Annotated in this window: 24 protein-coding genes; 10 read left to right on the plus strand and 14 right to left on the minus strand. The window is 66.3% G+C overall.

Annotated features, from left to right (window positions below; all coding sequences use genetic code 11):
- Window positions 1–123 precede the first annotated feature (123 nt).
- The 5 genes from AC23D4_RS19890 to AC23D4_RS19910 all read left to right on the plus strand — a co-directional run bounded on the left by AC23D4_RS19890 (window position 124) and on the right by AC23D4_RS19910 (window position 6,927).
- Entirely contained in the window at window positions 124–1,074 is a 951-nt protein-coding gene (locus AC23D4_RS19890) for a site-specific integrase (protein ID WP_158276409.1), read from the plus strand.
- A 133-nt stretch (window positions 1,075–1,207) separates the two neighbouring features.
- Window positions 1,208–2,689 carry a MarR family transcriptional regulator gene (locus AC23D4_RS19895; protein WP_242455374.1) on the plus strand — a complete coding sequence of 494 codons (1,482 nt, stop codon included), beginning with the start codon at window positions 1,208–1,210 and terminating at the stop codon, window positions 2,687–2,689.
- A gap of 100 nt (window positions 2,690–2,789) precedes the next feature.
- Window positions 2,790–4,217, plus strand: coding sequence for a DUF1173 domain-containing protein (locus tag AC23D4_RS19900; protein WP_233250267.1), 1,428 nt, complete (start codon window positions 2,790–2,792; stop codon window positions 4,215–4,217).
- A gap of 140 nt (window positions 4,218–4,357) precedes the next feature.
- Window positions 4,358–5,650, plus strand: coding sequence for a recombination directionality factor (locus AC23D4_RS19905; protein ID WP_162016924.1), 1,293 nt, complete (start codon window positions 4,358–4,360; stop codon window positions 5,648–5,650).
- A gap of 11 nt (window positions 5,651–5,661) precedes the next feature.
- The gene (locus tag AC23D4_RS19910) at window positions 5,662–6,927 is read left to right on the plus strand and encodes a metallophosphoesterase family protein (RefSeq protein WP_108497747.1); all 1,266 of its coding nucleotides are present in this window, start codon (window positions 5,662–5,664) and stop codon (window positions 6,925–6,927) included.
- 18 nt (window positions 6,928–6,945) lie between these two features.
- Here AC23D4_RS19910 and AC23D4_RS19915 read toward each other — a convergent pair whose 3' ends face one another.
- Both AC23D4_RS19915 and AC23D4_RS19920 read right to left on the minus strand, forming a co-directional pair.
- The gene (locus AC23D4_RS19915; protein ID WP_108497748.1) at window positions 6,946–7,911 is read right to left on the minus strand and encodes a nucleotidyl transferase AbiEii/AbiGii toxin family protein; all 966 of its coding nucleotides are present in this window, start codon (window positions 7,909–7,911) and stop codon (window positions 6,946–6,948) included.
- On the minus strand, window positions 7,908–8,309 hold the full coding sequence (locus AC23D4_RS19920; protein ID WP_108497749.1) for a DUF6088 family protein: 402 nt from the start codon (window positions 8,307–8,309) through the stop codon (window positions 7,908–7,910). Before AC23D4_RS19920 ends, AC23D4_RS19915 begins: the two co-directional genes overlap by 4 nt.
- A gap of 204 nt (window positions 8,310–8,513) precedes the next feature.
- Between AC23D4_RS19920 and AC23D4_RS19925 the strand changes: the two genes are divergently transcribed.
- Window positions 8,514–10,982, plus strand: a complete 2,469-nt coding sequence (locus AC23D4_RS19925) for a DNA repair protein (RefSeq protein ID WP_108497750.1) — start codon at window positions 8,514–8,516, stop codon at window positions 10,980–10,982.
- Between the two features lie 50 nt (window positions 10,983–11,032).
- Here the strand turns inward: AC23D4_RS19925 and AC23D4_RS19930 are convergent, their stop codons facing one another.
- Window positions 11,033–11,341 carry a DUF5983 family protein gene (locus AC23D4_RS19930; protein WP_108497751.1) on the minus strand — a complete coding sequence of 103 codons (309 nt, stop codon included), beginning with the start codon at window positions 11,339–11,341 and terminating at the stop codon, window positions 11,033–11,035.
- 641 nt (window positions 11,342–11,982) lie between these two features.
- Between AC23D4_RS19930 and AC23D4_RS19935 the strand changes: the two genes are divergently transcribed.
- Window positions 11,983–12,195, plus strand: a complete 213-nt coding sequence (locus AC23D4_RS19935; RefSeq protein WP_060984118.1) for a hypothetical protein — start codon at window positions 11,983–11,985, stop codon at window positions 12,193–12,195.
- 91 nt (window positions 12,196–12,286) lie between these two features.
- Here the strand turns inward: AC23D4_RS19935 and AC23D4_RS19940 are convergent, their stop codons facing one another.
- Window positions 12,287–12,799 (minus strand): hypothetical protein, encoded by a 513-nt coding sequence (locus AC23D4_RS19940; RefSeq protein ID WP_108498253.1) that lies wholly within the window; start codon window positions 12,797–12,799, stop codon window positions 12,287–12,289.
- A 122-nt stretch (window positions 12,800–12,921) separates the two neighbouring features.
- On the opposite strand from AC23D4_RS19940, the gene AC23D4_RS19945 reads away from it, so the two are divergent.
- Window positions 12,922–13,152 carry a hypothetical protein gene (locus AC23D4_RS19945; protein WP_060984120.1) on the plus strand — a complete coding sequence of 77 codons (231 nt, stop codon included), beginning with the start codon at window positions 12,922–12,924 and terminating at the stop codon, window positions 13,150–13,152.
- Here the strand turns inward: AC23D4_RS19945 and AC23D4_RS19950 are convergent.
- The 10 genes from AC23D4_RS19950 to AC23D4_RS19995 all read right to left on the minus strand — a co-directional run bounded on the left by AC23D4_RS19950 (window position 13,123) and on the right by AC23D4_RS19995 (window position 24,515).
- On the minus strand, window positions 13,123–13,347 hold the full coding sequence (locus tag AC23D4_RS19950; RefSeq protein ID WP_063460634.1) for a hypothetical protein: 225 nt from the start codon (window positions 13,345–13,347) through the stop codon (window positions 13,123–13,125). The two genes, AC23D4_RS19945 and AC23D4_RS19950, sit on opposite strands and share 30 nt — an antisense overlap.
- Window positions 13,348–14,078: 731 nt before the next feature.
- Entirely contained in the window at window positions 14,079–19,052 is a 4,974-nt protein-coding gene (locus AC23D4_RS19955; protein WP_472887402.1) for a DEAD/DEAH box helicase, read from the minus strand.
- Between the two features lie 752 nt (window positions 19,053–19,804).
- The gene (locus tag AC23D4_RS19960) at window positions 19,805–20,110 is read right to left on the minus strand and encodes a hypothetical protein (RefSeq protein ID WP_108498255.1); all 306 of its coding nucleotides are present in this window, start codon (window positions 20,108–20,110) and stop codon (window positions 19,805–19,807) included.
- Between the two features lie 159 nt (window positions 20,111–20,269).
- On the minus strand, window positions 20,270–20,731 hold the full coding sequence (locus AC23D4_RS19965; RefSeq protein WP_108498256.1) for a hypothetical protein: 462 nt from the start codon (window positions 20,729–20,731) through the stop codon (window positions 20,270–20,272).
- A 337-nt stretch (window positions 20,732–21,068) separates the two neighbouring features.
- Window positions 21,069–21,608 carry a hypothetical protein gene (locus AC23D4_RS19970; RefSeq protein ID WP_108498257.1) on the minus strand — a complete coding sequence of 180 codons (540 nt, stop codon included), beginning with the start codon at window positions 21,606–21,608 and terminating at the stop codon, window positions 21,069–21,071.
- Window positions 21,598–22,356, minus strand: coding sequence for a hypothetical protein (locus AC23D4_RS19975; protein ID WP_108498258.1), 759 nt, complete (start codon window positions 22,354–22,356; stop codon window positions 21,598–21,600). Before AC23D4_RS19975 ends, AC23D4_RS19970 begins: the two co-directional genes overlap by 11 nt.
- Entirely contained in the window at window positions 22,353–22,808 is a 456-nt protein-coding gene (locus AC23D4_RS19980; protein WP_108498259.1) for a DUF6878 family protein, read from the minus strand. The genes AC23D4_RS19975 and AC23D4_RS19980 overlap by 4 nt, the downstream gene beginning before the upstream one ends.
- 195 nt (window positions 22,809–23,003) lie before the next feature.
- A complete protein-coding gene (locus tag AC23D4_RS19985; protein WP_108498260.1) occupies window positions 23,004–23,297 on the minus strand; it encodes a hypothetical protein in 294 nt (97 codons plus the stop codon).
- Window positions 23,294–23,755 carry a hypothetical protein gene (locus tag AC23D4_RS19990; protein ID WP_108498261.1) on the minus strand — a complete coding sequence of 154 codons (462 nt, stop codon included), beginning with the start codon at window positions 23,753–23,755 and terminating at the stop codon, window positions 23,294–23,296. The genes AC23D4_RS19985 and AC23D4_RS19990 overlap by 4 nt, the downstream gene beginning before the upstream one ends.
- Window positions 23,756–23,894: 139 nt before the next feature.
- Window positions 23,895–24,515 (minus strand): hypothetical protein, encoded by a 621-nt coding sequence (locus AC23D4_RS19995; RefSeq protein ID WP_162016922.1) that lies wholly within the window; start codon window positions 24,513–24,515, stop codon window positions 23,895–23,897.
- Between the two features lie 444 nt (window positions 24,516–24,959).
- Here AC23D4_RS19995 and AC23D4_RS20000 point away from each other — a divergent pair, with 444 nt between their 5' ends.
- Together AC23D4_RS20000 and AC23D4_RS20005 are read left to right on the plus strand one after the other, a co-directional pair.
- On the plus strand, window positions 24,960–25,628 hold the full coding sequence (locus AC23D4_RS20000; protein WP_108498263.1) for a hypothetical protein: 669 nt from the start codon (window positions 24,960–24,962) through the stop codon (window positions 25,626–25,628).
- Window positions 25,625–26,272, plus strand: a complete 648-nt coding sequence (locus AC23D4_RS20005) for an RES family NAD+ phosphorylase (protein ID WP_162016921.1) — start codon at window positions 25,625–25,627, stop codon at window positions 26,270–26,272. The genes AC23D4_RS20000 and AC23D4_RS20005 overlap by 4 nt, the downstream gene beginning before the upstream one ends.
- The last annotated feature ends 51 nt before the right edge of the window (window positions 26,273–26,323 follow it).

Consider the following 26,323-nt stretch of genomic DNA (forward strand, 5'->3'; position numbering starts at 1 on the left):
GAGCAGGGCTCAAGTGCTTAGAGTCGAAATCCCCTGGACTCCAATGCGATTTCGGCTGGCGTGGCACGCCGTGGAGCGTCAGGATGCGTTCATGGAACTGTCGCATTGAAAGGGGCGCGCGGCGTGCAAGAGCAGGAACTCTCCGACGATCTCCGGCATCCGCGTCCATCGTGGGACTTGTCCATTGCGATGCTGCGCGCCGTGCTCGATGGCGCGACCTATGATGCCGTGGCGGCGCTGCACGAAGTGTCCCGCACGGCGGTTGAGAAACGCATCAAATCTGTGGCGACCCACCTCGCCAGCAACGCAGGAATTGATGGGCTGAACGAGGATGGCGCGGCGTTCGTTCGGAGACTGCGTCTGCATCGTGCCGCTCTGCTGTCGGCGCTTGACTGCCTTGAGCCTCCTGCCGAGCCAGTGGCCAGGAACATCCCGATTCTGAGTGAAATGGAGATCGCGGCAGGAGCGTTGCGAATCCGGGGACGCAGCCAGCACCCTCTGGAGGATCTGGCGCTGTACTACATGTTGTTTGCGATCGGTGCCCGGCCACTTGAAATCGCGCGTCTGGAGATTCGGGACTATTTGGATCTTGCAGGCGGCGTGCGCAGGGTCTCAGTGCTGCGTGAGGATGTGTCTATTACTTCGCGTGCGCGGCCCCTGTATTTTCACAGCGCACGTCTGGACGAAGCCTTGGACGCCTATCTCGCGGATCGGATTCGGCGCGGGGCTGGCCTCGGAGTCGAAGGTCAATATCGCGGCCTGGCTCCGGGTAGCCGCCTGTTCCTGTCCGCCAGCGGCAAGGGCTTCGAAATCACGCCGTATGGCGAGGCTGGGCAGCGCCGTTTTCTGTGCCGCGGCATCCAGGAAACCTATCGCAAGCTGTTCCGCTACGCTGAGTTCAAGCAGGTCACAGCGCTGACTGCGCGGCATACGGTGGCCGATCGCCTTTACACCAGAGGTGCGGATGAGGCGCAGGTGGGCCTGCTGTTGGGAATCGCCGAACGTAGCGCGGTGAGAGAACAGTTTCCACGCCGACAGCACGCGATGGAAGAGCTGACGCGCGATCTGGTGTAAGCAGGGGAGATTGATGAAGCCGATTCAGCGCCGCGGCCCAGGCTACTCCTTCTGGAGTCTCGTCTGATGGATGCCCAGTATGTATGAGCATTTTTTGGTACCTGTTGATGGAACGTCGGCATCGGATGAGAACATGACCGCCGCGATCGAATTGGCGGAGCGGCTGGGCGCGAAGATTACCTTCCTTCATGCCTTTCCAGATCCGGCCGCGATGAGGGGCGTCGACGTACCCCCAACGGCCTTGGCCTGTGCGTTGCATCGCGCAGCCTTCGGCGATTCCGACGTGGTGTTGTCAAACGCGAAATCGAGCGCGGCGGCACGTGGCATTCGCTGCGCGTCTTTGGCCCTGGTGTCGTGCCACCTTGCGGAAGCCGTTGGTGCGGCCGCCAGGATCCAGGGGTGCGACGTCATCGTGATGGCGTCGCAACGGTGCCCTGTTGCCCAGGAATGGAGTCTCCAGTCCCGCGCGGAGCAGGTTCTTCGGGACGCGTCGGCTGCGCTGCTCTTCACGGGCGTTCGATCCAGTGATGCTCCCATTGCACAGGATCGAGCCGTCGCCGCCATACTGCGCTCGCATCGTGCGCTTGCCATTGGCATGCTTGGGTTGCTGGCACCGGTTGACGCCGACGGTGCCGATCGGTCGAGCGTTGATTTCGAGGCAATCCGGTTATGCGTGCAGCAATTCCCGCGCTACCTCCTGTGCGTCAATGGAGAGCTGTATTTGCATGGGGTGCTGCGGAAGCGCAAGCCGGAACTCGCCGAGGTTCTGTCCTGTCTGGAAGAGCGGCTTAGCCGCGAACGTGGACTGGCTTTGAAACTCATGGAGATCGTCGATACGGCATCCCTCGGAGGCAAGACGGCGTTGGCACAGCTGCAATCGCTCGCGAGCACCGTCCGCGGGGGCATGCGGGGCGAGGATGAAGTGGAGCGGATCTTGTTGGTGGCACGGCGGTATCTGCTGGACTCTGACTGGGATGAAGTCGTCGGTGCTATCGGCCCGGACGACGATCTTGGGGGCGCGGATCTGGAGACGAGCGTGCAACCGAACGTTTCGCCGCATGGTGAAACTTGTCGTCCGTTGTACGTGGATGCAGATCAGTTCGGCCGCGGCCTTCCTCGCATGGAAGACAACCTTGTGCCGATTGAATTCTATGAAGCCTCTGGCTACTACCAGGAAGAGACCATCGGCTACCTGATGCGCCGCGTCACAGCGTCGATAGTGCGGAACACCGACATACGCCTCCATCAGCACGGGCTGACCAGCACTCAATGGGGGCCGCTGGTGAAGATCAAGGCGCGCCAACGGCCAACGGTGGCGGAACTCGCTCAAGATCTCGAAATGGACGCGGGCGGCGTGACGCGGGCTCTTGATCGACTCGAGAAGAAGGGCCTCTGCAAGCGTGTGAGAAGTGTCGAGGATCGGCGCGTTATCCATGTCCAGCTCACGGAGGCCGGGGAGAGCACCGTTGCCGAGGTGCCAGCCATTCTGGCCGCGGTGCAGAACGCTCATTTGGCAGACTTCTCGCGCCATGAATGGCGGATCTTGGTGGGCTACCTTAGGCGGATGCTGCAGAACGGCAAGGCGATGCAAAGCGCGGATGCGTTGGTCGGCTGAATGCGAGAGAACCACGGGCTTTGTGCGGCCTGTCCACTGCGTGCAGTTGGCATGCTGGCCGCGGCCTGGCGGAGCGGTGGCCTATCAATGAGGCGATGGGATGGGTTCGTCCTTCACCATGGCAAAGTTCTGTGCCATCAATGCCGAAAACCTGCTGATTCCGTTACGAATTCGGCTGGCCTGTAGCGGAACGATGGCCCAGCATGCGTGCGTGGCATTGTCCTCAGAAGGGGGAGGCAGCATGCAGGAGCAGATTTTCTTCGATGGTCCAGGAAGAAATGGTTTGCAACCAGGTGCGGCGGCAACGAGTGGCGACGGCGGCCTGCCGGTGTTCCCTGTGCAGCACTTCTCAATCCACGGCCGTGTGTTTGCAGCCACGGATCCGGGCCTCCAGTTGGCGCTTGCGTCGATCCATGACGACGCTGAGCGGCCGCGTTGCCTGTGTGTCGCCGGTGGTGTGGAGATGTATGTGGCCCGCCATCGCAAGTACGTGGTCAAACGCATGCCCGAAACCGGTAAGGACCATCACCCCTCCTGCCCCTCCTATGAACCCGACGCGGCGCTTTCCGGGCTGGGCGAACTCGTGGGAGAAGCCGTGCTGGAGCCTGAGCCAGGTCGAGTGGAACTGCGCGTGGACTTTCCATGGACCAGGACCCAGGGCCACGCCCTGCCAAGGGGCGAGTCCTTGGCGCCGGCAGAGATCACGGTTCCGAGACGGCGCATGTCGCTTCGCGCCGTGATGCATTTTCTTTTCGAGCGTGCCGGCTTCAACCGGTGGACGCCCGCCATGGCCGGAAAGCGCAACCAGGGTGTCCTGTGCAAGTACCTGCTCGCTGCGGCGGCCGACATCGATGTCAAGGGCATCCCACTGGCCGAGCGTCTCTATGTCCCCGAGCCATTCCAGGAATCCACCAAAGCTGATACCGCCCAGCGCCGACGGGAAAAGCTGGCCATCCTGCAGCCCCACGATGGGCATGCGCCATTGGCGTTGGTGATCGGCGAGTTCAAGGCCTGCGATCGTGCGGATCACGCCTGCCGGATCTGGATCCGCCACATGCCCGATGCGCCGTTGCTGATGCCCACCAAGAGTTGGGAGCGCCTGGCGCGTGTTCACGCTTCCTTGCTGGAGGCGCGCGACGCCGACACCGGACGTCGGATCCGGCTCATGATCGCGGCGTTGATACGCGCCCGCCGTGAATTGACCTACGAGATCGATTCGGCCAGCCTGATGCTGGCAAGCGATCAATGGATACCGCTGGAGGGCGTCCACGAGTGCCCTTTGATCGATGCGCTTGTCGGACAGGAAAGGCGCTTTCTCAAGCCGCTGCGCTACGACGCGCCGCAGGGTGGAGTCTTTCCAAATGCGCTGTTGCTGGACGGCGGTGCCACGCCCATTCCACTGCACATTGTGAGTGCGTTTGCCGGGGCCAAGGAGCGTACCGCCAAGGAGAAGGCCGTCGCCAACGGTGAATGCTGGGCGTGGCGGACTGAGCAGCCCATGCCCGCGCTGCCATCACCGGCGGCTTAGTTCGCTTGCCTTTTGTGCTCCCGGCAGCGCATGACCGGACGGGGCAGTCGGCTGGAAGCCTTGCTGCCGGGGGTTGAACACTTGGCATCACGCGAGAGCATGAAGCGTCGCAACCCCGACGTTTCATGAAGGAGCGCCACATGGCAAACGCTGTCGTTTCGGTGCAGGGCGGGCCGGTCGCCTTGCACACCCTGCTGGGCCAGGCCCCGGCACGCATCCCCACCGGGGGAAAGATCCGCCCCGGCATCATGGTCCTGACCCGCAAGGCCGCCGAGCATCCAGAGGCCAAGGCCATCTACAGGCAGGGCGTGGACGAGGGCCGGTCCTTCGAGGAGATCGAACGGCGGCTGGCGCAGGCGATACCGCAGCTCAAATCCCCGCTGGTGCCGCGCAACGTGCCCTGGTTCACGGTGCGAGCGTCGGACTTCGCGAACCCGGAGACCGCCCGGGAGATCCTCGATGCCTACGGCGAAGACCGAGGCCAGGGCCACCGTCTCTACCGCTTTCCCGTCGTCTTCCCCGCCGACCACTGGCAGACCGTGATGCCGCACGAGCTGGCGGCCTGGGGTACCCATGAGAAGCGGTTCTGGTCGCAGTACTCGCCCGATGGCCTGGTGCGCCACTGCATGCGCCATGCACCGGTCCCGGTGGACGACACGGGGCGGCGCGCGATCCGTATCTTTGGCGGGCGCAAGACCGTGCTGCGCGAAGAAAACGGCGGCCTCTGCGATCCGGAATCCTGCCCCGAGTACCAGGCGCGCCAGTGCAATCTCACGGGCCGGTTCCTGTTCTTCATTCCCGGCATCCGTTCCATTAGCGCGCTGGAGCTTCCCACCACGAGCTTCTATGCGATGAGCGCGGCCATCCAGCGCTTCCAGGCCATGGCCATGATGCGCGGCGGACGCATCTCCGGCTTCCTGGGACGTGATCGCGCGACGTTCTTCCTCACGAAGGTGCTCAGGGATGTGCCGCACATCGACGAACAGGGGCGGGCGGTGCGCGTGCCCCAGTGGATCATCGAACTGGAGGCCCCCGTGGACGTGACGGCCCTGTTGCGCGAGCACGAGGATGAAGAGACGGCGATCCAGCAGGCCCATCTTGCAACCCAGGTGCTCGAAGGGCAGCCCGAGGCGCATCAGGACGCAGGAACGGGCGAGGAGGCCGGGGGAGGCGAAACTGCCGATGCGCCCGCCGGTGCCGGCCATCCGCGTCTGGAGCAGGCGCGACCTACGCTCGCGCAACTGCTGGCGCGCGTCCGGGCCATGGGCGGTGATACGGAGCGCTACTCCGCATACGCGGCCTTGCGCTGGGGCCATGGCTGGCGGATCAACCCCCACGGCCGCGGTCGTGCGTGGGACGAGCTCGACAGGTACGCCCAAGACCCGGAAGGCTACCTCGACAAGATCGACGCCGAACTGGGCCTGGGTGCCTGAAGGAGAAGACCATGCGCATCGCACACTTTTCCGACCTGCACTATGGAACAAGGACACTCGCCGAGGCCGAGCGCTGCTTCGGCGCTGCCATCGAGCGGGCCGTGGCGCAGGGGGCGCAGGCCGCCGTGATGTCCGGGGACGCGACCGATCACGCGCTGGACCTGCATTCGCCCGCCGCAGCGCGGCTGGTGGAGCGGGTGCGGCGCTTGGCCGATCATTGCCCGGTGCTGCTGTTGCAGGGTACCTACTCGCACGAGCCCCCGGGTACCTTGGACATCTTCCGCTCGGTCGGTGGGCGCCACCCGATTCACGTGGCCGACCGGATCCAGCAGGTGGCCCTGACCCGTGAGGGCGACTGGATCGCTTCCCCGCAATGGCATTTCGGCGCTTTACCGGATCGCGCGGTAGCGCTGTTCTCCTGTCTACCCACTGTCAACAAGGCGACCGTGGCGGCTACCGCCGGGGCGACGCACGCGGCGCAGGCTGTGGGAGAGCAACTCGCCCGGCTGCTCTGCGGCTTTGCGCCGTCACACCGGATCGCGCGCAGCCGAGGACTGCCCACCATCGGCGTGTCCCACGGCACGGTGTTCGGTTGCGTGAGCGAGCACGGCGTGCCAATGGCTGGTTTCGATCATGAGTTCACGACCGGGGCGTTGTTTGCCGCCGAGGCCCAGGCTTTCATGCTCGGCCATATCCATCGGCACCAGACCTGGGCGCAGCAGGGGCTTGCGGGTGCGCAATTGATCGCCTATGCGGGTTCCATCGGCCGCTTTCACTATGGAGAAGAGGGGGAGAAGGGATTTCTGCTGTGGGAAGTGGGCGCGGATTCGGCCTGCTGCACCCTGGAGCCCACTCCGGCGCGCCGGACCATGGATATCGTGTTCGAGGGCCGCCCGGATCTCGAGGCCTTGCGCGAAGCGGTTGCACGGCAGGACATCGCCGGTGCCAGCGTGCGCGTGCGCTGGACCGTGGCAGAGGAGGATCGGGGATCCGTGGATCGCGGGGCCATCCAACGGATCCTTGCCGACGCCGCGGAGACCAAGCTCGAGGGCCGCATCGTGCCCGTGGTGCGCACGCGCATGGCCGGCATCTCGCGCATGGCGAGGATGGAGGACAAGCTGCGCGCCTGGGCCCAGGTGTCCGAGGTCAACCCCGAACCGCTGCTGAGATGCCTTGCCGCGCTGGAGGAAGCGACACCCGAGGACATTGCAGCGGATCTATTGCGCGAGCGGGATGCCGAAGACCAGCCCTTGGAACCCATGCGGCTGGCGGCCTGACGCGTCCGGTGGGCAGGGCTACGGCAGCACTTCCAGCAGCGCTTCGGCGACCGCGTCGAAGTCGCCGAAAGCCTGCGCGAATGCCGGTGTGCCGCCCCCATAGACCAGCGGCAGCAGGTTGCCGGTGAACTCCGCCTGGATCTTCGCGTCCGCACGGGCCTGCCGCAGCGCGCCGCTCAGCACCTGACGAGGGGCCGTGGCAAAGTCCGGGAACTGGGTGCCGAACTCCTTTTGGTCACCTGCGACCAGCGCAGGAAAGGCCCGCTGCGCTGCGCTCAGCATCTCAGGCTGGCGTTGGCGGATGCAATGCACGTCGTAGAGATGCCGGACCAGGGCCGTGTCCCAGGCCTGGCGCATGAGCCCGGCGCGATGCTGTGCGTAGCGGCGCAGGAATGACAGGACTTTCTCCGCGACCGTTTCGGCTACGGCGACCACCGGGACCTCGAAGGCTTGATCGGAGCGGCCGGCGAGTTGGTCGGCCAGCGTGGTGATACGGCGCACCTGTGGAGGCAAAACCGGAGTGCGTGCCGTCAATTCGATCTGCAGGTGAGGGCGCAGCCCCGCGGCGGATGCATAGTGCCGCGCATAGCTCCACTCACTGCAGAAGTACCGGTTCTCGTTGAAGGCCAGTTCTTTGCCCTTGTCCTCGACCAGGCCGATCCCGGCCAGCGTTTCGGCCACCTGGGCCTTCAGCGCGGAAAGGCGGCGGCGGACCTCGGCGCGGGGGACTTGGCCCGCATCCGGCAGCACCACCTTCAGATCCGCGTCCTCGGACATGCGTTCGATTAGCCCGTAGGCCTTGGACAGGCTGGTGCCACCACAGAACACCAGTTGCATACCCTCAAGCCTCAAGGCGAACAGGGCCCGCAACGCATCGGTCAGGTGCTCGTCCTTTTCCAGCAGGCCCGCAGTGATTCCGCCGGAAGTGGCTTCCGCGATGAGCGCCTCGATCAGTTCCCGCCGCTGCGGTGCCAGCACCCTCATGCGTGTTCGTACTGGATCGCCTTGCCGTTGAAGCCCAGCTTGCGGGCGATGCGGCGTCGGCCGACGTTGAAGACGATGCCCGCAGGCACCTGGGTGCTGTGTCCGGCGTTGTACGCCTCGGTCAAGCGGCTGGCCATGACGGTCACACCCAGCTTGTTCAGCGCCTCGGGGGCCAGGACCTCCAGCGGCCGCACCGGAATCGGCTTGCCCGTCAGCACGCTTGGCTTGGCCTTGGCATAGACGCCCAGGCCCAGGCGCACCAGCGTGCCGTCCAGCACCAGTTCGCGCAGTGCGCGGCCGACCTGCGCGGCACTGCCGAACTGGTCGAACTCGCTGCGCAGCAGCACATCGTCGCTGCGGTTGGCGACGGAGCGTTTGATGCGATTGAGCGTGTTCATGGCGGTGGGAGGGAGGATCCTTGACGGACGATTTTACCTCTCTTGTCGATTTCGATAAGCCATTGAACGAAAAAGGAATTTTGCAGCATGACTCGATCATCCTCTTGCCAGAGTGCCGGAGAGGGGCGGCCACGGCGCTCAAGCCCTTGCTTCCCCGGGCTTTCACGGGAAACTGGGTGCGTCAAACCCATGGAGAACTTCGCCATGCAACTACTTTCCCTGACCCTCAAGGGCTTTCGCGGGATCCGGGATGGCCTGGGCCTGGATGCCTTGACGCTGGACTTCGAGGCACTGTGCGATGGGGCCGAGCTGGTCGCCATCGCGGGTGCCAACGGGCGCGGCAAGACCACGGTGCTCGACAACATGCACCCGTACCTCACGATGCCCTCGCGTGCGTCCGCAGCGGGCGCGGGCGGCTTCAGCTACTACGACCATGTCTACCTTCCGGAGAACGAGAAGGAGCTGGTTTGGGCGCTCGAAGGCCAAAGCTATCGCTCCCAGATCGTGATCCGTCCCAACGGTCGGCGCCGGACGGAGGCCTTCCTGTTCGCACTCTCCGATGCGGGCGCATGGCGCCCCGTCACACTGGAGGATGGCACGGTGTCGGACGGCAAGGTGGACACCTATACGCGTTGCGTGGAGCACCTGTGCGGCAGCGCCGATACCTTCTTCACGTCGGTCTTCGGAGCCCAGTGCAAGCGTCAGCTCAGCGACTACCGCAACGCGGAGATCAAAACGCTGCTGGCCGACCTGCTGGGGCAGGAGCATATCCGCGAGCTGGGGCGCAAGGCCGGTGAGACCGCCAAGCTGTTGAAGGCAGGGCTGGTAGCGCTGCGCCAGGAGGCCTCTGCCTTGGACGCCGAGGGAGAACGGCTCGCCCGCGCGCGGGCCGATGCCGCCGATGCGCCGGCGCGTGCCGCCCGGACGCAGGCGGCGGTGGCAGCGGCGGCGTCGGCGCTGGAGGAGGCGCGCCAGGCCCACGCCCGGGCCGCGGCACAGCGCGAGCAGGCGCGCGAGGCCGACGCGCGGCGGGGCCAGTTGTTGCAGGAGCGGGAAGCTGCGCAGGGAGCGGGCCGAGTGGTTCTGCAGGACCTGGCGGGGCGCGAACAGGATGCGCGCCAGCGGCTGGACCGGCTCATGCGCCGTGTTGCGCAGCGGGGGGCGCAGGCCCTGCAGCGCCGAGAACGGCTGGAGAACGTACGGAGCCGGTGCCATGCCTTGCTGGAGCGGGAGCACCTGGTGCACAACGCATTGCGGCGTTTGCCGCTGGCAGAGCAGTTGCTGGAACTGCGCACCGAGCGTGCGCGTCATCGCCGAGACCAGGTGGCGGAGTGGGAGCAGGCCAAGGGCCAGTTGCGCATCCTTGTGCAGCGGGTTCAGGGTATCGAACGAGAGGCAGGGCAGGCTGTCTTGCAGGCGCAGGCACTCAGGCGCCGTTTGGGCCTGACCGCCGAGGTGCCGTGCGCCGGGATGCCGCTGCAGGGAGCTTGCCAACTGCTGGCCGATGCACGGGAGGCGCAGGCGCTGATTCCCAGCGCCGATGCGGTGCTGCGGCGTTTGGGCGACGAGAAGGCGGAGGTCGAGCGGGAGGGCCGGGCCGTCAAGGCGCGTGTCCAGTCGCTGTCAGCCGCGAGCGGCCAATTGGAAGCCGCCGAGCATCGCCAGGAGCGCGCTCGCAGCCGCGCATCGCGACTTGCCCTGCTGGCGGCGAAGGCGGAAGAGATTCAGGTCGCGCGCCAGCGCTTGACCGAGGTTCAGGCCGAACTGGACGGCCTTGGAGATCCCGAGAGGGACGATTCCTCGGCCGAAGCGGTTGCCGAGCGGGAGGAGCGGGATGCCATTACCGCCGCCATGCAGGCCATCGACGCGCGGCGGACGCAGCAGTCCGACCTGCTGAAGCAGGCGCTGGCCCGGCTGGATGCCGTCCTGCGCACTTTGCCGGAACCCTTTGATCCCCAGCAGCTGGTCATTGCCGAGTCGGCACGCGATCGCGCCATCGCCGCGCATGGCAATGCACAGGGCTCGCACGTAGACGCTTTGAAGGAGTTGGAGAGCCTGGCGGCGCTGCGTCAGCAGCTGGATGCCCTGGCACAACGTCGGGCTGCGGCGCATCGGCGTGCCCTGCGGATCGAGAGCGCGATGGGCGACTGGGCCCTGCTGGCGCGGTGCATGAGCAATGATGGTTTGATTGCGCTGGCGATCGACGATGCGGGGCCGGCCTTGTCGGGACTGGCGAACGACTTGCTGCTGGCGTGCTACGGCCCGCGCTTCACGGTCTCCATCCTCACGCAGGGGGAGACGGCCAAGGGCGAGAAACGGGAGGACTTCGACATCCTGGTGCATGACGCCGATTCAGGGGAGAGCAAGAGTGTGCGGCTGATGAGTGGAGGGGAGCGGGTCTGGATCAACGAATGCCTGGTGCGGGCGGTGGCACTGTATTTGGCGCAGGCTGGCGAACGGCGCTACGAGACCCTGTTCTCGGATGAAGCAGACGGGGCCCTCGACCCGGACCGAAAGCGCATGTTCGGGGCGATGAAGCGCGAGGTGCTGCGACTGGGCGGCTATCACCGGGAGTTCTTCGTCTCTCAGACGCCCGAGTTGGCCGGCATGGCCGATGCGGTGATCGATCTGGAGGCTTTGCGGGCAGATGCCGACGCCTTGCCCATGGAGTGACAGAGGTCAAGGTGTCCGCCCCGGACGCAGTGCGCTGGCGTCGCGGGGCCTCAGAGGATAGTGTCTTGGGGCGTGAAAGTCGGCAGGCCCTTGACGGTCGGCGCTTCGCTGTCGAACTTGAGCCAGACGATGCCAGCTTGCTCTGCAGCCTCGAAGATCTTTGCAAGATCGGACTCCGCAGGCATGCGGTAGCGCGGCGAGCCTACGTATACGAAGCCTCCAAAGTCGGTGGGGTAGGCATTGACGGACAGATCGTCTGCGTGCAACTTTTGTCGGGTGGTGGGTGTCAGGTGGGTCAGCGAGAGAGCCGCCAGAGGCTCGGCGAGCCCGCGCAATTGCTCAATGCAATGGGTGTGCATGTTTCCTTCCTTGTGTGGCAATGCCGACACGGGTTCTGGGATGCCTTGTGGGCTTCGCAAATACCATGCCGCTATACAAGAGAATCCGACGGGATTCCCATGCGAGGCGCCGAGAGTTGCTCGCGGCGATGAAGCGGTAGATGCACGGCGCACCCAGCAGTGCTATGCGCGGATAGGAGGTTGTGAGCGCGTTTCCCACATCGCTCTCCTGGATCGAAATGCAGGGCAGCGCCGGTCGCCGAGGGGATGGCGTCCGCGGTTTGATGGAGGTGCGCAACGGCTGCCGGCACGATGGTCTTGGCTGGATGGGCTGTGACGTGAGCAAGCGACCGGAGGCCCTGATCAGGCCCTCGACCGGTATTGGGACTGTGCCCCTGGGTTTGCCGCATCACAAGGGGGAAAACCTGTGTCGGCTGGAAATCGTGGCGGTGGCGGGCGTTTGTTCGCGGGGCCGGATGGGAAATGCGCCGAAACGTGGCCATTCGCCAACATCTGGAAAGCCGGAGGCATGGCATATGGCAGTCCCGTGACACTCGAAAATTACTCTGCTGCCACTCAGGAAATTTTTTGATCAGGGCCCGTTAATTTGTCCTCAAGCACGTTGTTTTGCGTCAGCATGGTGACCATCAAGAGGTTTCTCCATGATCCGCCTGGGTTCCCAGATCCGTTTGACGCAGAAGGAAATCGAGTATTTCCGTTGGCTGACAGACATCGAGCCTGCCGGTATCCGCACGCGTGCGGATCTGGATGCGTATGTGGCGAAGTGCAAGGCGCACTATTGGGGCGTTTCGCAGGATACGCAGTTCCTTCATTGGATGATCGACCGGGAGGTTGCGCGTTGCCTGGCGGCGTGAGCCTGCCCCAAGAAGTAGGGCCGTTAGCCTGCCCATGGGGCGAAGCACCGCATTCCCCCAGCCACGCGGCCAGGGGAATGGGATGCATGGCTCAGCCAGTGGCTTGAGCTGCTCGGGGCGCCGAATCCACCATTGCCGAATCCGCCGATGGGGAGGCAGGTATCTCGCTGATGGAGGGTGCCTTGAATGCCGCGCGGGCGGCACGTACCTTCGGGCTTTTCCCCAGACGCTGGATCTGGGCCGTGGCAGGCTCGGAATGCTCCTCGGGCAGGCAGGCTGCGGCGAGGTCGCTTCCACGTCCCAATGCGCGCCGCACATTTACCGGAAACCGGATGAACAGGCCGCCGAGCAGCCAGCGCACGAACCGGCCGAACCGCTGATTGCGCGCCTCGCGCGCCTGGCGCAGGCGCAGCGACTCGCGGCAGCACAGGTACAGTGCCAGATGCTCGCGCTTCATCTCGGGATCGCTGTCCAACTGGGCCAGCACTTCCGCCGCGATCGCGGGATCCTTGCCGGCACGCCGGTAGAAGGATACCCAGGCGCGCTCTTCCTCGATGCCGATGGCACTACGCCTTGGCTTGGCGCGGGATGTGTTCACGGTCATGGTTTTTCTCCTTGCTTGCGGGATGCACGCGCCATGCCCCAGTGGGAGGCGTCAGTCTCCCAGGGTTGTGGCGATGTGTTGGCCTGCTAAGCTGGCATTCCACCGCTTTCGAAAGCCCACACATGCTTCGTGCAGGCCATTCACTCCGGTTCACGCCCACCGAAATCGAGGAACTCCGAAGAGTCGGTATCGACGTCGATGGGGCGCGAACGCAGGACGATCTCGACCAGGCGCTGGCCCGATGGGCCGGCACGCTGGCCGAGGACCGTCCGGAACTGCTGGACAAGATCGCCTCGGCCATGGCCCAGGCGAAGGGTGCCTCGCTACCCGCGCGCTTGACGCGCGTGCGTTGAGGCTTCCTGCCGGGCGTTGGCTTCGGCGATGCCGATCCAGCGGTCGGCGATCCGGTCCAGGTAGACCAGATCGTCGGCTTCGATTTCGCCCGCTGCGCGCAGACGGGCGATGACCTCCTTGACCAGGAAGGGATCCTCCCGGGCCAGTTCGACCACGGTGGCGGCGATGCGCCGGCGGTACAGATCGACCGGCATGGTCAAGCTGCCTCGCGGCAGTCCGCACACGGGCGGCCCCCGCACTTGCCGAGGCAGGGCAGGGGACGCAGCAGTACCGCAAGCTTGGGCTGCGGCAAGGGGGCCGGGCGGGTGAGGCCCGATCCACCCAACAGCACCGGAACGCGGTGCGACTCTCTGGCTGCAAGGGCAGCGAACATGGCGTTCTCCTTCGATGAAAAAGGGGAACGCCCAACCCTGGCGGGGACTGGGGTCCCCGTTCGGGTATGCCTCGCGGACGCGAAGCGGCTTGGCGCCAGCCTTGGGGCTGACGTGGGATGTGAAGGCCCGGTGCCTTGCGGCAAGGACCTTCGCTCGGTGGCCGGCGACTCAGGGGCCGTCGACCATGTGCATGCGTCAGCCCGAAGGCCGACCGGAACTCATGGCTGCCAAGGCAGCCATCCCGGACGATGCCGGGGAACTCGAGGGCAGGTATCGACTGCGACGCCAGCGAGGCTGGACTTCAGGACAGCCAAGGCGGTCGATGAAGGCTTTGTGGACGCGATGCCCACGGGAAGCCGTTCCAGTATGGCGAAATCCGATTCGCGTCGGGATGACTGGCGCGGTTCGCCACCCAAAACCCCCAGCTGGGCAGGGCCGTTTTCAACGGCGGCACCTTGTCGGATCGCGCAGGTTTTTCCGCCACTGTTCGCGGTGATGTGCATCAGGGCAAGAAAAAGCGCCCCACCACCTTGCGGTAGTGGGGCGCGAACTCATGCGGCCTGGCGTGCCGCCGCCTCTCCATCCAGACTGGCGCTGCCAGCCACGTCCTTGTCGAGGTCCAGCGCCTTGACGAGTTCGCGCTGGCGAACCAACAGCCCGGTCAGCCGGCCCTCGTGCTCGAAGGGGCGGACCAGCTCGATCTGCAGGTCTTCCAGCCGCTTGCGCCGTACGACGAGTTGCTCACTGGTCTTCGCCTGCTGCTCGGCGACGGACGCCAGGGCTGCCAGCAGCGCGGACACGATGCCAGGTCCCGTCTGGTAGGGCTCGGCGTCGTAGCGGCAGCGCCCCGCGAGATAGAACGTTGGCGTGGCTTCTCCGCCGATGGTCTGCAGGCCCAGATCGAAGCCGCCGAAACGGCCTACGAGCTGGTCGCTCACCGATGGCCTGGTGCGGGCCGCTGCCTTCGCGGTCTTCACCAGTTCGCGCAAGCCGTCACCCACCGCGTCAGGTCCGGCGATCCGCCGGCCTCCCAGTTCCAGGGCGATCTGCCCCATGGTCTGGGGCTCGACCTGTTCGGCATCTGCGGCAAGCAACGCGGCCTTCTGTTCCAGCGACGCGATCAGCATCGGCAACCGTCCCACCTCGCTCTCGTTGGTCCAGCGCTGGTTGCGCCAGACCGAGAACAGGGTGGAGAGCTTGGCCACTTCCGCGTCCACGCCAGCCTTCTCGATCACCATCGGGTTGCCCGACGCCAGGGCCTTGACCTCGGCGTAGCTCAGCGTGGCCAGTTCCACGTCCTCGATGGCCCGCAGGCCCTTGTCGCCGCGCATGACCTGCGCGATGAAGCGCGCCTTGGTTTCAAGCGTCTGCCACATGTAGGCGTCGAAGCTTTGTTCGGTCACGTAGCGGAAAATCTCGACCTCCTCGCATTCGTTGCCCTGGCGCAGGATGCGGCCCTCGCGCTGCTCGACGTCACAGGGACGCCACGGCGCGTCGAGATGGTGCAGCGCCACCAGGCGGGTCTGCACGTTGGTGCCCACGCCCATCTTGCCGGTTGAACCCAGCAGCACGCGCACGCGGCCCTCGCGGACCGCCTTGAACAGCGTAGCCTTCTGGACGTCCGTCTCGGCGTCGTGGATGAACGCGATCTCGCGCTCCGGGATGCCGGCATCCATCAGCCGCTGCTTCAGGTCCTCGTAGACACTGAAGACCTTGCCGCCCTTGGGGCTGGACAGGTCGCAGAACACCATCTGCGCGCCGCGGAAGTCCGCCGTGCGCTGCCAAATCGCCAGCACCTCGCGGGCGCAGGCACCCACCTTGCCCTCCGGATCGAACTTCGCCGTCGGCGCGACCAGCCGGAAGTCCAGCGCAGCCGCGCGGCCATCGTTCGTGACCGCGAGCATGTTGTCTTCGGTCGGATCAACATGCCCATTCCGGATCGCTTCGGCACGCTGGACCAGCGTCTGCACATAGGCCTTCAGTGCCGGACTGGCCGGACAGGCCACCGTGCGCGCCTTGCCGCCACGCAGCTTCGGCACCGGCAGGTTCAGCATCTCGGCGGTGCGGATGTCACCGACCTCGCCGAAGATCGACATCAGCTCCGGCACGTTGATGAAGCGCGCGAAGCGCGTGTGCATGCGGTAGCCGCTGCCGTCCGGCGCGATCTCCAGCGCTGTGACGCTTTCGCCGAAGGTGGCCGCCCAGGCATCGAACTGCTGCAGGCCCAACTCCTCCAGCCGCCGGGGCTGCAGGTAGCGCTGCATCGTGTGGATCTCGGCCATGGTGTTGGCCACTGGCGTCGCCGTCGCAAAGACCACGCCGCGCTGCGCGTTCCCGTGCAGCTTCATCGTGTAGCGCGTCTTCAGGTACAGGTCGAACGCGCGTTCCGAGTTGGACAGGGGCAGGCCCGCGACCCGCGTCATCTTGGTGAACCGGTACAGGTTCTTGAACAGGTGGGCCTCGTCGACGAACAAGCCGTCGATGCCCAACTGCTCCCAGGTCAGCAGGTCGTCCTTCTTTTTGTCGGCGGCCAGACGCTCCAGGCGCACCTTCCAGCTTTTCTTCTGCGCTTCGAGTTGCTTGATGATCCGGTTGCTCCGGTCATCGCTGTTCTCGGCGCGCACAGCCATCTCTATCTCATGGATCACCTCCGCGATGTAGTCCTCGGTGAATTGCGGCGACATCCGGATGCGCTCGAAGCTCGAGTGCGTGATGACCACCGCATCCCAATCGCCCGTGGCGATGCGCGACACCAGCTCGCGCCGGCGGTCGCCTTCCAGATCCTCCTTTCCGGCCATCAAGACCGACGCCTGCGGATACAGGCGCACGAACTCGGCCGTGTACTGCGCCAACATATGGTTCGGGACCACATGGCAGGGCTTCGCGAGAAAGCCCAGGCGGCGCATCTCCATGCTCGCGATCACGCACACCGCCGTCTTGCCGGCGCCGACCACGTGGAACAGACCCACGTTGCCGGTCTGCACCACACGCCATACCGAATCCCGCTGGTGCGGATGCAGATCGAAGCACTGCGAGAACCCCGGCAGCTTCAGGTGCGAGCCGTCGAAATGCCGCGGCCGCGTGGCGTTGAACAGGTCGTTGTAGACCCGGCACAGCCGCTCGCGCCGTTCGGTGTCCTCGAAGGCCCAGGCCGCGAAGCGGTCCTTGAGCGCCCCGAGCTTCTCCCGCGCCGCCAGCGTCTCCTCCGGATTGACGTGGTAGCGGTCCGTGGCCGGATGGCGGTCGCGCACCGTCGGCACCTGCACGTTCAGCGCGGCCTGCACCAGCTCGATGGCGTTCATGCGCGTGGTGCCCCATTCCTGAGTCACTTTGACGTTGTGCCGCGCGCTCCACTCCGGGTAGGTCACCGACCAGGCGCCGGCCTCGGCCGAGTACGACACCTGGCAGTCCTTGAGTTCGAGCACCTCATGGATGAAGCCCTCTACGTCGCCTGCCGGAATCCACACCGCGCCCAGGCGCGGCTCGATGGCCGCAGGCTGCAGGTCTTCGGGCTGCACCCGCTCCAGCGCCTCCACGTTGCGGCGGAAGGCCGGGCCGGACAGTGCCGCCTGCTTGAGCTTCTCCTTGACGTTGCCCGACAGGTATTCGTCGGAGGTCTTCCAAGCACCGTCCGCCGGATCGGGAAAGATCTGCCCGGCTTCGGACAGCGCGGCCAGCACCTCCTCCTCGGGCGCCGACAGCAACTGCGCCATGTAGGCCGGATCGACCCGGCCGCGCCACTGGACCGAGGTGGCCAGCGCCTCGGCTGGTTCGCCGACCGCCGTGGGCGCCGATACCCGGCGCAGCGTGCGCTGGGTGAACAGCGCCGCCTTGCGCGCGGTGTCCGACTCTTCGTCGTAGTGCTCCAGCGAGAGCAGCAGCGGGTAGTCCGGGTCGCGGCGGAAGGCCAGCGCGTTGGCCCGGGTGCTCAGGCAGCCGTGGCGCGCTATATAGCGGTCGTAGGTACCGTTGAGCATGGCGCGCAGATGGGCCAGCCCTTCGTCGCCGTCCTGCGCCAGCTGTGCGTCGAGCAGTGCCCGGGCATGGTCCCGGATCGCGCACAGGCCCGTGATGCGGGCGCGTTGCGTGGCGTTCAGGCTGTCATGCAGGTCGACCAGCTCGGTGCCTTCGACCCGGTGCACGCGCCCGTGATGGACGCAGTAGCTTCCGGGGCGCGCGCCAGGCTCGGCAGGCACGGTTGCCCGGACGGACGCCAACGCCACTGGCTTGGCCGCTTCATACACGCCACTGGGCAGCAGCGCGATGCGCTCCGCTAGCGCCGGCTCGAGGTCGCCCTCGAACACGACGGTCGGCACTTCCTCGTAGCCATTGCTCTCCTGCGTGACCTGCCCGATGCAGAAGTCGGGGTTCCGGGCGTACCAGGCATTGATCTGCAGGTACTTCTGCGCGCAGCGCGGGTGCCGCAGTGCATCGGGCACCATCACGCGCTCCAGCCAGGCGCCGCTCACGGCTTCGCCGGGGCGGCGCTTGCGCAGGAACAGGACGTCGGTCTGAACGTCGGTCGACGCGAGGCCGGCGAACGCGCCCTGCGGCAGCCGGATCGCGCCCAGCAACTGGGCTTGGGACGCGACGTATTCGCGCACAGCGTCCGCGCGCGCCTCCATCGTGCCGGTGCTGGTGATGAAGCACACCAGCCCGCCAGGGCGGACCAGATCCAGCGCGCGGCCGAAGAAGTAGTTGTGGATGCGGAAGCGCGCGTAAGGCTTTGGGCCCGTGTCGGCGACCGGATAGTTGCCGAAGGGCACGTTGCCGATCGCCAGGTCGAACCAGTTCTCGGGCAGCGCCACCTTCTCGAAGGGCGCGATGCGCACGTCGGCACCGTGCGGTGCGTACAGCGTCTGCAGGAGCCGGCCGGACAACTGGTCGATCTCGACGGCGGTGACCGAACTGCGCTCGGCGAGCGCGCGCGGCATCGCGCCGAGGAAGTGGCCGACGCCGGCTGCGGGCTCGAGCACGCGCCCGCCCGTGAAGCCGAAGCGCTCCACGGCCTGCCACATGGCCTCGATCACATGGACCTCGGTGTAGTGGCTGTTGTTGACCGAGGCGCGGGCCGACTCGTAGTCCTCGGCGGGCAGCAGCGCCTGCAGTTCCTCGGCGCGGCGGCGCCAGGCCAGATCGGTGCCTTCGAGGTTGAAGGCGGCGGGTAGGCTGCCCCAGCCGGTGAAGCGCAGCAACTGAGCGCGCTCGGCGACATCCGGCTGACGCTGGCCGGCTTCGAGGGCCTGCAGGGCCTGGATCGCTGCCACGTTGGCGTCGAACTTGGTGGCCGTGCCGACCAGGCCGGACAGGTGCTCGCGCTGTAGCATGGGCCACAGGGATCGGGGCGTGTCGCGCTTGGCGCCGGTGAGCACGCGCCAACTGGCGCGCGGTGCCGTGCTCGGGACTTCGGTCTCGACTTCGACCTCAGCCGCGGCGTCCATGGGCGCGTCGGCCACGAGGGCGACGGGTGCGAGCTGGATGGGGTTGGAAACGGGTGCCTGGGGCGCAGGCAGTTCAGCGAACAAGTCCGTCTCAACAGACGGCTCAGGGGTGTCTGGGACATCCGGGTCGAAGCCCGGAAGCCACAAGGAAGGCGCAGTGGTGCGTGCCATCGGTGGTTCTCCGAAGGAAGGCGGGGAACGCACCGACCCATCGGGGAGGCGAGCTCCCCGGATGGGATGGACGAAAGATCACGGCCCTGGCCTCTTGCGCGCAGGCGGAGGAGCCAAGGTGTGTGGTGGCGGGCAGCTCAGGGCTGCCGTGGCGGCGGGGCGGGTATCGACCGCGACGCCCGAGCGGGATCGGGAACGCCCATAGGGCGTGCGTTGGCCGTGGCCAGGATGCGCGGGTCAGTATGGGAGCGCTGCCGGTGTGCGTCGCGCTGGATGCGTAGTTGCCTCTCTCACCGCCCGGATTGGCAGGCCGTTTGCCGTGGCGACGGACTGCCGTCTTGCCCCGTCAGTGGTAGTCCCGGCTCTTGTTCGTCGCCTCGGCCAGTCGGCCCAGCAGAGGAGTCAGATCCGCCAACTGCGCCGCCACCACATTGCACGCCTCACCTCGCGCCGCTAGCTCGCGGTTCGTTCCGTGGATCCGGGCACATTCCTGGCCGCACTGCTCCAGGTCGGGCCGGAGGTGGCGAAGGTGCTGGGCGGCATGCTCAACGGTTCAAGGCCCCGCCCGTTAGCCGGGAGGACTTCCTGGCCATCCTGGACAAATCCGCGTGTTCGTCCTTCGCAACCGCTTTGGACAAGCACTGGGGTTTCCAGGCTGATTGAGATCAATATTCACTGGGCAGCAATAGCGTGGTCACGCTCCGGTCCCACTCGGTGATGATCCAGAGCTTCAGGTCGGGCGCGACCTGGTAGGACGAGAACAGCCGATCCTCACCGGACTGCAGTGCGGCGTCGTTCAGGCACCGATCGCAGTCGTCGAGATCGCCCCAGTCGCCGCAAAAATGACGGTAAAGGTACGGTGCCGGGTCGAGCCTGCCTTCGCCGATCAGCGCGCCGACGCCGGTGGTCACAACCACCTGACCTGAGGTGAAACGGGCTCGTGACGGAAGAATGAAAACTGCGAGTGCCATGGGGTTTCCTTGGAAAAAATGAAGGGCCGCGGCACCCGCTGGGGCAACACGGCCCCGGTGTGGGTGAGAGGAATGAAGACGGTTGCGGGCCGTTAGAAGGTCAAGACCAGTGAAAGTCTTGTTTTGTCGTCGATGCAGCGGCGCCGTGCTTTTCGCGAACTACAGGGGAAACGTAGTCAGCAGTTCGCTGAAGCTGTGATCCGCAGGCAGGTCCGGGATGCCGTTGCCGCGGTAGACCGTCGGTACCTCCTGCGGCTGCAGATCGCCGCGCAGGACTGCTCGCTGCAGTTGGTCCTTGCGTTCGATCCAGATGAGCTCGTAGCGCGCGATCGCGTCCCATTGGGCGGGCGTGTTCGCTTCGACCGCATAGGCGTGGTCGCAGGCACGGGCATCGGAGTCTTCGTAGCGCACGCAGACTTCGCGGTAGGTGCCGAACTCGTGGGGAGAGCTGATCACGGCGAACCGGGCGGGCACATCATCGGCCAAGGGAAACAGGCGTTCGAGCATGCGCCGGAAGACCAGGCATTCACGCCGGGATCGCGCCTCGTAGTCGGGATGGCCCACCTGGGCGCAGCTTTCCTCGCAGGGCGAGGCACCGATGGTCATGGTTTGATAGGACATGGGTTTTCTCCGGAGAGGGAAACACCAGCCCAGCATCGGGAACGGTGTTCCCGGATGGAAGGGACGTGCCGGCGATAGGGCCGGCGCGTTGAAGGCAAGGGGCGGGTAACGGCCGCGCCGCCAGCGCAGAGCGCCGGAAGCCCCCACAGGGGGGCGATGGAAGCAGGTCCAGTGTGGCCGTGGCGCGGGCGTGGTGTCCGCGCCCCCGAGCGGCGCCACGGAACAGCGGCGGAAATGCTCGCCGATCGCGGGTGGCGCGATGGCCGCTGCCGCAGGCTGCGGAGCGCAGGGCTGCGAAACCGTGCGGGCCGGCGTCTTGCGCGAACCCGCCATGGTGCTATCGGGTGGTGGCCTGCCCCAGTCCCCAGGCACGGAATGCCGCATGCCCGTCGATGGGGCTGGCACACAGCAATTCCGCAATGGGCTTGCGCTCCAGCGTCAGGTCGAGATCGTCGTAGCCGCTGGGAGTCTCCGAGAGGCACGTATAGAGATCGAACTCGCTGTCCTCGATTTCTTGCTCGACGATCTGCTCGGCGGTGTCCGAGTCGAATTCTCCCTCCGTGAGCAGTTCTTCAGGCAGGGGATGCTGCGGCACGGCGCACGCCGACAGGATGTGGCAGGAGATGGAGCGGAAGTAGCCCCCGCTATCGTCGTACTCGGCGGAAACCGCGAAGGACAGCCTCACGGCGTCCAGCCAGGCATGCTGTGCGAACAGCCGCGCCAGGAAGGCGCCGGCCCAGCTTGCATCCAGAGCGTCGTGCTCGGCTTTCACCTGACGGTAGCGGGTCTGGAGTTCGATGCCGGCCTGGTTGAGGGCCAGCGTGCCGTCGGCCTGCGCCAGGAAAGTGGGGTGCTGTTGGGGATTTTCAGTGGACATGGTTGTTCCTTGCTCTGCGGTGGTTGCCTTCGGAAAACACCACCGCGTGGGGATGGATGTGCTGCAGCAGTGGGTGCCACCAGGGCGGCTCTGCGCAGACCTGGTGCCAGTCGCCTTGGCCGTCGTTGTCGCTGACATGGATCTCGATGCAGCGCTCGCAGGCCAGCATCTCGGCCACCAGCGTGGCCTCGTGGCAGCCCGTGCGGGTCGCCAGGATGTGCAGGTGCGAGAGGTCGAGCGCGTAAGGCACGTCGGACTCGAACACCGCGCGGTACTCTGCCCAGCTCGACACCAGCCAGACATCGCCGGCCGAGGGGTAGTGGCCTTCGACGCCGACCGGGCAGCCGAACAGGTCGGCGCAGCGGCGCGCGTCGTCCAGCATGCGGGGCAGATCCGCTTCGCAGCGGCGTCCGGCATGCGCCGTGTACGCCGGTGCCTCCAGCCGCTGGCTGATGCGCGCGGCCTGCGCGAACCAGTCGGCGTGCAGCGCGAAGCCGCTGAGGTCGGCCAGTCGGCGCCTGGGGAGTACCTGGACGTTGGCATGCAGCCGAAAACGCGTGCCCGGATGGGCGGCGCACAGCGCATCGGCCAGCGCTTCGTCCAGGCAGCCCAGGCTCTGCGGTACCAACTGGACGTGTTCAGCCGAAAGCCGCCCGAACAGCGGTTCCTCGATCGGGTCGCACAGCAACGCTGCCGCCGCTTCATGCCGCAGGCCCGGCCAGCAGGCAAGCGAGACGTGCGCCTTCATACGCGGATCTCCGAGTATTCGGAGTCGATGAAATAGCTGTTGTGCTCGATGACCACGGTGGATGCCGTGGCATCGAACACCACTTCGCCCGAGGCACCGCTTTCGTTTTCCCAGCCGCCGAAGTATTGCTCGACCGCATCCATCGCGAAGTCGGTGAGCGCGTCGTCGAGCGGCCTGTCGTCCAGGCTGACCGTGGTCTGCCATGCGCCGTCGACGTACTGGCTGGACTCCACGTACTGCGGTGCCATTGGCATCTCGTCCAGCTCACGGGGACCGTCCGGCATCTCGAAACGGACGCCCTCCGGGCCGCCCGAGTCGCCGGAGCCGGTGTAGCTGACCGCAGCCCGCAGGACGCCTTCGTCGCGCAGCGCGGAGAAAATCGCCGTGCGGTTGGCGGCGATGCGTTCTTCTTCGGAGAGCGGTGCGCCCTCCGTTTGGATGGAATCGTGCATGTTGCTTCCTCATCAAAATGAGGCGCACGCGCCCCCGCGGGGCGTCGGTGCCCCTCGGGGTCAAGAAAACGCCCGCCGGTGAACGGCGGGCCAGGGTGGCGGTGCCGCTTGCGGCGGTACCGTGTGCTTTTCGCGCTGCCGCGAGCGGCCATGGCGCGAGCGGGCTGTTGTGCTACCAGCCGTGGAGCGCGGCTGCTATGAGCGCGGCGCTTGCGGTTTCGCGAGTTCTGCCAGCAAGGCGTCGTCGTTAGCACCGGAGCGTTTGCCGGTGCGCCTTGCCTTGGCGACGGTGTATCCCTTCGCGCGAAGCTGGCGGATGGTGTCCGCCGCGTGGACGGAGAGCACCTTGCCGGTGCCGTCCGTGTGCGTTGCCATCACACGCCAGGCGTCCTCGCCCGCCTTGGTGTTGGGCAGGAACTGTGTGAACCAGCCGTCGTCGCTCCAGCTCAGGTCTGGAACGGGCGGGTCGGATCGTGTACAGAAATTCATGGCCCGATCTCCGTGCGTCGCGGTGCGTCCGCGAAAGCAAGCATCCAGGCGTCGGTCTCATCGTCCACATGACAGGCGATGGCGGCACGGCGCTGGCGCTGGCTTACACACTCGGGAAAGTGCGCGATCAGCCCTTTGACGCAGCGCACGTCCCACTGGTTGATGCGGTGATGGCCCGTCTGGCGTATGCGCTGCAGCCACTGCGACCAGTCGGAGCGGTTCGCTTCGGCGTGCATGCGGGCGCGCTGCGCAAGGTCCGAGCCATCACGGGCGTTCCGGGCCATGGTTCGCAGTGACGCGCGCTCATCGTCGTCCAGCACGGCGCAGGGAATCAGCGCGAGGCATGCGGCTTCGGAATCGAAGCCGATGCCGTGCAGCAAAGGGTCGCAGCGGGCGATCCGGGTGTCCAGGGCGCGCTTGGCGCGCGCCTTGAGATTCTCGAAAGGTAGTAAGGACATGGGGTCTCCTGGCCGCCGCAGCGCGCAGGCGTGCAGTGGCGAAGCGCACTGTGTGGTGCGAAGGAGCCCGCCCCACGGGGCGAGCCCCGGGGGGTGTTGGAATCAACGGCGGGCACAAAGGCACCCGCGCGCCGCAGTTTCAGGCGGCCAGAGGCTCCGGCTGCGCCTGCACGGGGGTGATGAACAGGCACCGCAGTGCCGTCAGGCTTCCCTTGCAGAACTCTTTGCAGGCGTCGGCGACCAGCGGCTGCACTTCCGGCGTGAGCGGCTCGCAGGGCGAGATGCTGGCGACGAGCGTGTCGTCATCACCCAGGAAAGCCAGTTCGCCCGTGGTGGTGTTGTGGGTCACTTCCCATACCAGTTGGGGCCGCTCGGCTTGGTGCTGGCGCACCAATTGGGCGGCCGAGGCCAGTGTCTCGACGAGGACCGCGCGCTCCAGATCGCCCAGTTCGTGGCCGTAGAGATGGACCAGGTAGCGGTCCGGCTGCAGCGGTTCCAGCGAGTCGATCGGGAGCATGGGAAACCCTTGCCCGGTGGACGCGGCGGACGGCGCGATGGGGCAGGGCGCGACGGTATCGACCTGCTGGCAGCGTTCCAGGTGGGTCAGCTTGAGCAACAGCGCATCGGCGTGCGCGCGGTCCGCGAGCGTGAGCTGGGTCCGCATGGCAAGAATCTCCTGCGTCATCAGACGCAACTCCTGCACGATGGCGCGCTCGGCGCGGCGCTCGATGGCGCAGAGGGTTTCGGCGACAGTGGTCATGGATGGCCTTTCTGAATGGGTGGGCCGCGACCAGGCCCGCGAACGGACATGGCACGGCATGGCGCGGCGATGGGCCGCGGGATGGGTGAAAAAAACGGAGCGGCGCCGGATCGGCGCGGAAACTGGGGCCGGAGAACCCGGCGCGGTGCTTGGCAGCGGAGCTGCGTTGGGCGGGTAACGACCGCGACGCCCGAAGAACTCGGGTGGGCTGGACGGTCGGCAGGGACCGCAGCCAGGGAAGCCGTGTCAGTTTGCTTCCTGTCCGCGTCACCGGGAAGTGGCCCAGGGCGGTTTCAGCGGGAAGGGATGGCCAGGTTCGACGATTGATGGTGGCGAAGCGGGACCTGCCGATACATCACGCCCCGAGGATCTTTTGTAGGTGTTTTGACCAAAATGATCTGATGAACTAGAATTTCATCAACAAGGTCGATAGGAGTGCATGTCATGGGCAAAGCAGCCTCTCTCGCGCTGCAGGGCGACGTACTTACGGTGCGCCATGAGGGGCGCGGTCGCCCGTCGCACGCAGGCCAGGCCTTCGTGTTGGAAGTGGCGGACGAGGCGGCATCCAGGACGCTGCTGGCATCGTTGCCGCTGCTGGACCGGCTGCTCGCCGAGAAGGTGGCCGCGGTGCGCGAGCGCCGCATGGCGGAAATGGTCGACTTCATGGCTGCGCGCATGCTCGCGCCCAGCGCCACCGATCTGGAGATGGCGCAGCGGCTTGCCGCCCGCCATGCGCGCTTGCTCAACGAGTTCGGCTTCTTCACCGCCGAGCAACTGGCCGACGCCAACGGCTCGCAGGCGAGCAACCGTGCGGCGCTGGCCGACAACTGGCGCAAGCGCCGCCAGGTGTTCGCCGTGTCGCACCCGGACAAGGCGGCGCGTGAACGCGATGTCTACCCGGCCTTCCAGTTCGAGAACGGTAAACCGATCAAGGCGGTCCAGGACGTGCTGGAAGCCTTCGGTAGCCGCAAATCGTCCTGGAAGCTGGCGCTGTGGTTCGCCTCGAACAATGGCGGGCTGCCGGGCAGTGCGCGCCCGGTCGATCTGCTGGCCAGTGACCCGCAGGCCGTCGTCGAAACCGCGCAGCGCGATGCCCAGGGGAGCGCGGCTTGAGCTGTCGCGCGCCGGTCCCGCCGCTCGATCCCCTGTTCGATCGCTGGCCAGCCGGCCAGGTGATCCACGTCATCCACGACACCGCGTTCGCCCCCGAGAGCTTCAATCCGGGGGTGGACGCGGCCGGTCAACTGCGCAAGCCGACGCGCTTCGCGCCGATCCACGACGCGAGTGGCCAGGTCGTGCCGTACCTGTACGGCGGCGCGACGCTGGACTGCGCGATCTTCGAGACCGTGTTCCACGAAGTGCCGATCGACGCGCCCGACAAGTTCGTGGACCTCGACGAATTCGCGCACCGCGGCCATGGTGAACTCGTGCCCGCCCGCGACCTGAAGCTCGTGGACCTCACGAGCGAAGGGCTGCATCGCCTGAAGGTGCCCAAGCAGGAACTGATCGCAAGCCCGTCGCGCGACTACCGGGACACCGCCTTGTGGGCCCAGGCGCTGCACCGGCAGTTCGACGATATCGATGGCTTGCTGTGGATGTCGCGCCAGCGGGACCGCGATTCTGCGCTGGCGCTGTTTGGCGACCGGCTGGCCGGTGTGCTAGGCGGGCGCCGGATCGGCGGGCCGTTGGCACGGAACGCCCGTTTGCGCGATACGGTGCTGGCTGCGGCGCTGCGCGCTGGCATCGAGGCGGACTGAAGGGGCGCCGCGGAAGGGCGAAGAGACAGGGTGTGGGGGCCGCGCGAAACC

Source organism: Hydrogenophaga sp. L76 (assembly GCF_057654755.1).

Coding starts and splice junctions, on each gene's coding strand:
- AC23D4_RS19995 (WP_162016922.1), bottom strand. CDS start 24,515: ATGACCACTGTCGCCGAAACCCTCTGCGCCATCGAGCGCCGCGCCGAG.
- AC23D4_RS19940 (WP_108498253.1), bottom strand. CDS start 12,799: ATGACCGTGAACACATCCCGCGCCAAGCCAAGGCGTAGTGCCATCGGC.
- AC23D4_RS19965 (WP_108498256.1), bottom strand. CDS start 20,731: ATGTCCTATCAAACCATGACCATCGGTGCCTCGCCCTGCGAGGAAAGC.
- AC23D4_RS20000 (WP_108498263.1), top strand. CDS start 24,960: ATGGGCAAAGCAGCCTCTCTCGCGCTGCAGGGCGACGTACTTACGGTG.
- AC23D4_RS19915 (WP_108497748.1), bottom strand. CDS start 7,911: ATGAGGGTGCTGGCACCGCAGCGGCGGGAACTGATCGAGGCGCTCATC.
- AC23D4_RS19935 (WP_060984118.1), top strand. CDS start 11,983: ATGATCCGCCTGGGTTCCCAGATCCGTTTGACGCAGAAGGAAATCGAG.
- AC23D4_RS19970 (WP_108498257.1), bottom strand. CDS start 21,608: ATGTCCACTGAAAATCCCCAACAGCACCCCACTTTCCTGGCGCAGGCC.
- AC23D4_RS19925 (WP_108497750.1), top strand. CDS start 8,514: ATGCAACTACTTTCCCTGACCCTCAAGGGCTTTCGCGGGATCCGGGAT.
- AC23D4_RS19910 (WP_108497747.1), top strand. CDS start 5,662: ATGCGCATCGCACACTTTTCCGACCTGCACTATGGAACAAGGACACTC.
- AC23D4_RS19900 (WP_233250267.1), top strand. CDS start 2,790: ATGGGTTCGTCCTTCACCATGGCAAAGTTCTGTGCCATCAATGCCGAA.
- AC23D4_RS19950 (WP_063460634.1), bottom strand. CDS start 13,347: ATGCCGGTCGATCTGTACCGCCGGCGCATCGCCGCCACCGTGGTCGAA.
- AC23D4_RS19905 (WP_162016924.1), top strand. CDS start 4,358: ATGGCAAACGCTGTCGTTTCGGTGCAGGGCGGGCCGGTCGCCTTGCAC.
- AC23D4_RS19930 (WP_108497751.1), bottom strand. CDS start 11,341: ATGCACACCCATTGCATTGAGCAATTGCGCGGGCTCGCCGAGCCTCTG.
- AC23D4_RS19895 (WP_242455374.1), top strand. CDS start 1,208: ATGACCGCCGCGATCGAATTGGCGGAGCGGCTGGGCGCGAAGATTACC.
- AC23D4_RS19980 (WP_108498259.1), bottom strand. CDS start 22,808: ATGCACGATTCCATCCAAACGGAGGGCGCACCGCTCTCCGAAGAAGAA.
- AC23D4_RS19985 (WP_108498260.1), bottom strand. CDS start 23,297: ATGAATTTCTGTACACGATCCGACCCGCCCGTTCCAGACCTGAGCTGG.
- AC23D4_RS19975 (WP_108498258.1), bottom strand. CDS start 22,356: ATGAAGGCGCACGTCTCGCTTGCCTGCTGGCCGGGCCTGCGGCATGAA.
- AC23D4_RS19945 (WP_060984120.1), top strand. CDS start 12,922: ATGCTTCGTGCAGGCCATTCACTCCGGTTCACGCCCACCGAAATCGAG.
- AC23D4_RS19920 (WP_108497749.1), bottom strand. CDS start 8,309: ATGAACACGCTCAATCGCATCAAACGCTCCGTCGCCAACCGCAGCGAC.
- AC23D4_RS19990 (WP_108498261.1), bottom strand. CDS start 23,755: ATGTCCTTACTACCTTTCGAGAATCTCAAGGCGCGCGCCAAGCGCGCC.
- AC23D4_RS19960 (WP_108498255.1), bottom strand. CDS start 20,110: ATGGCACTCGCAGTTTTCATTCTTCCGTCACGAGCCCGTTTCACCTCA.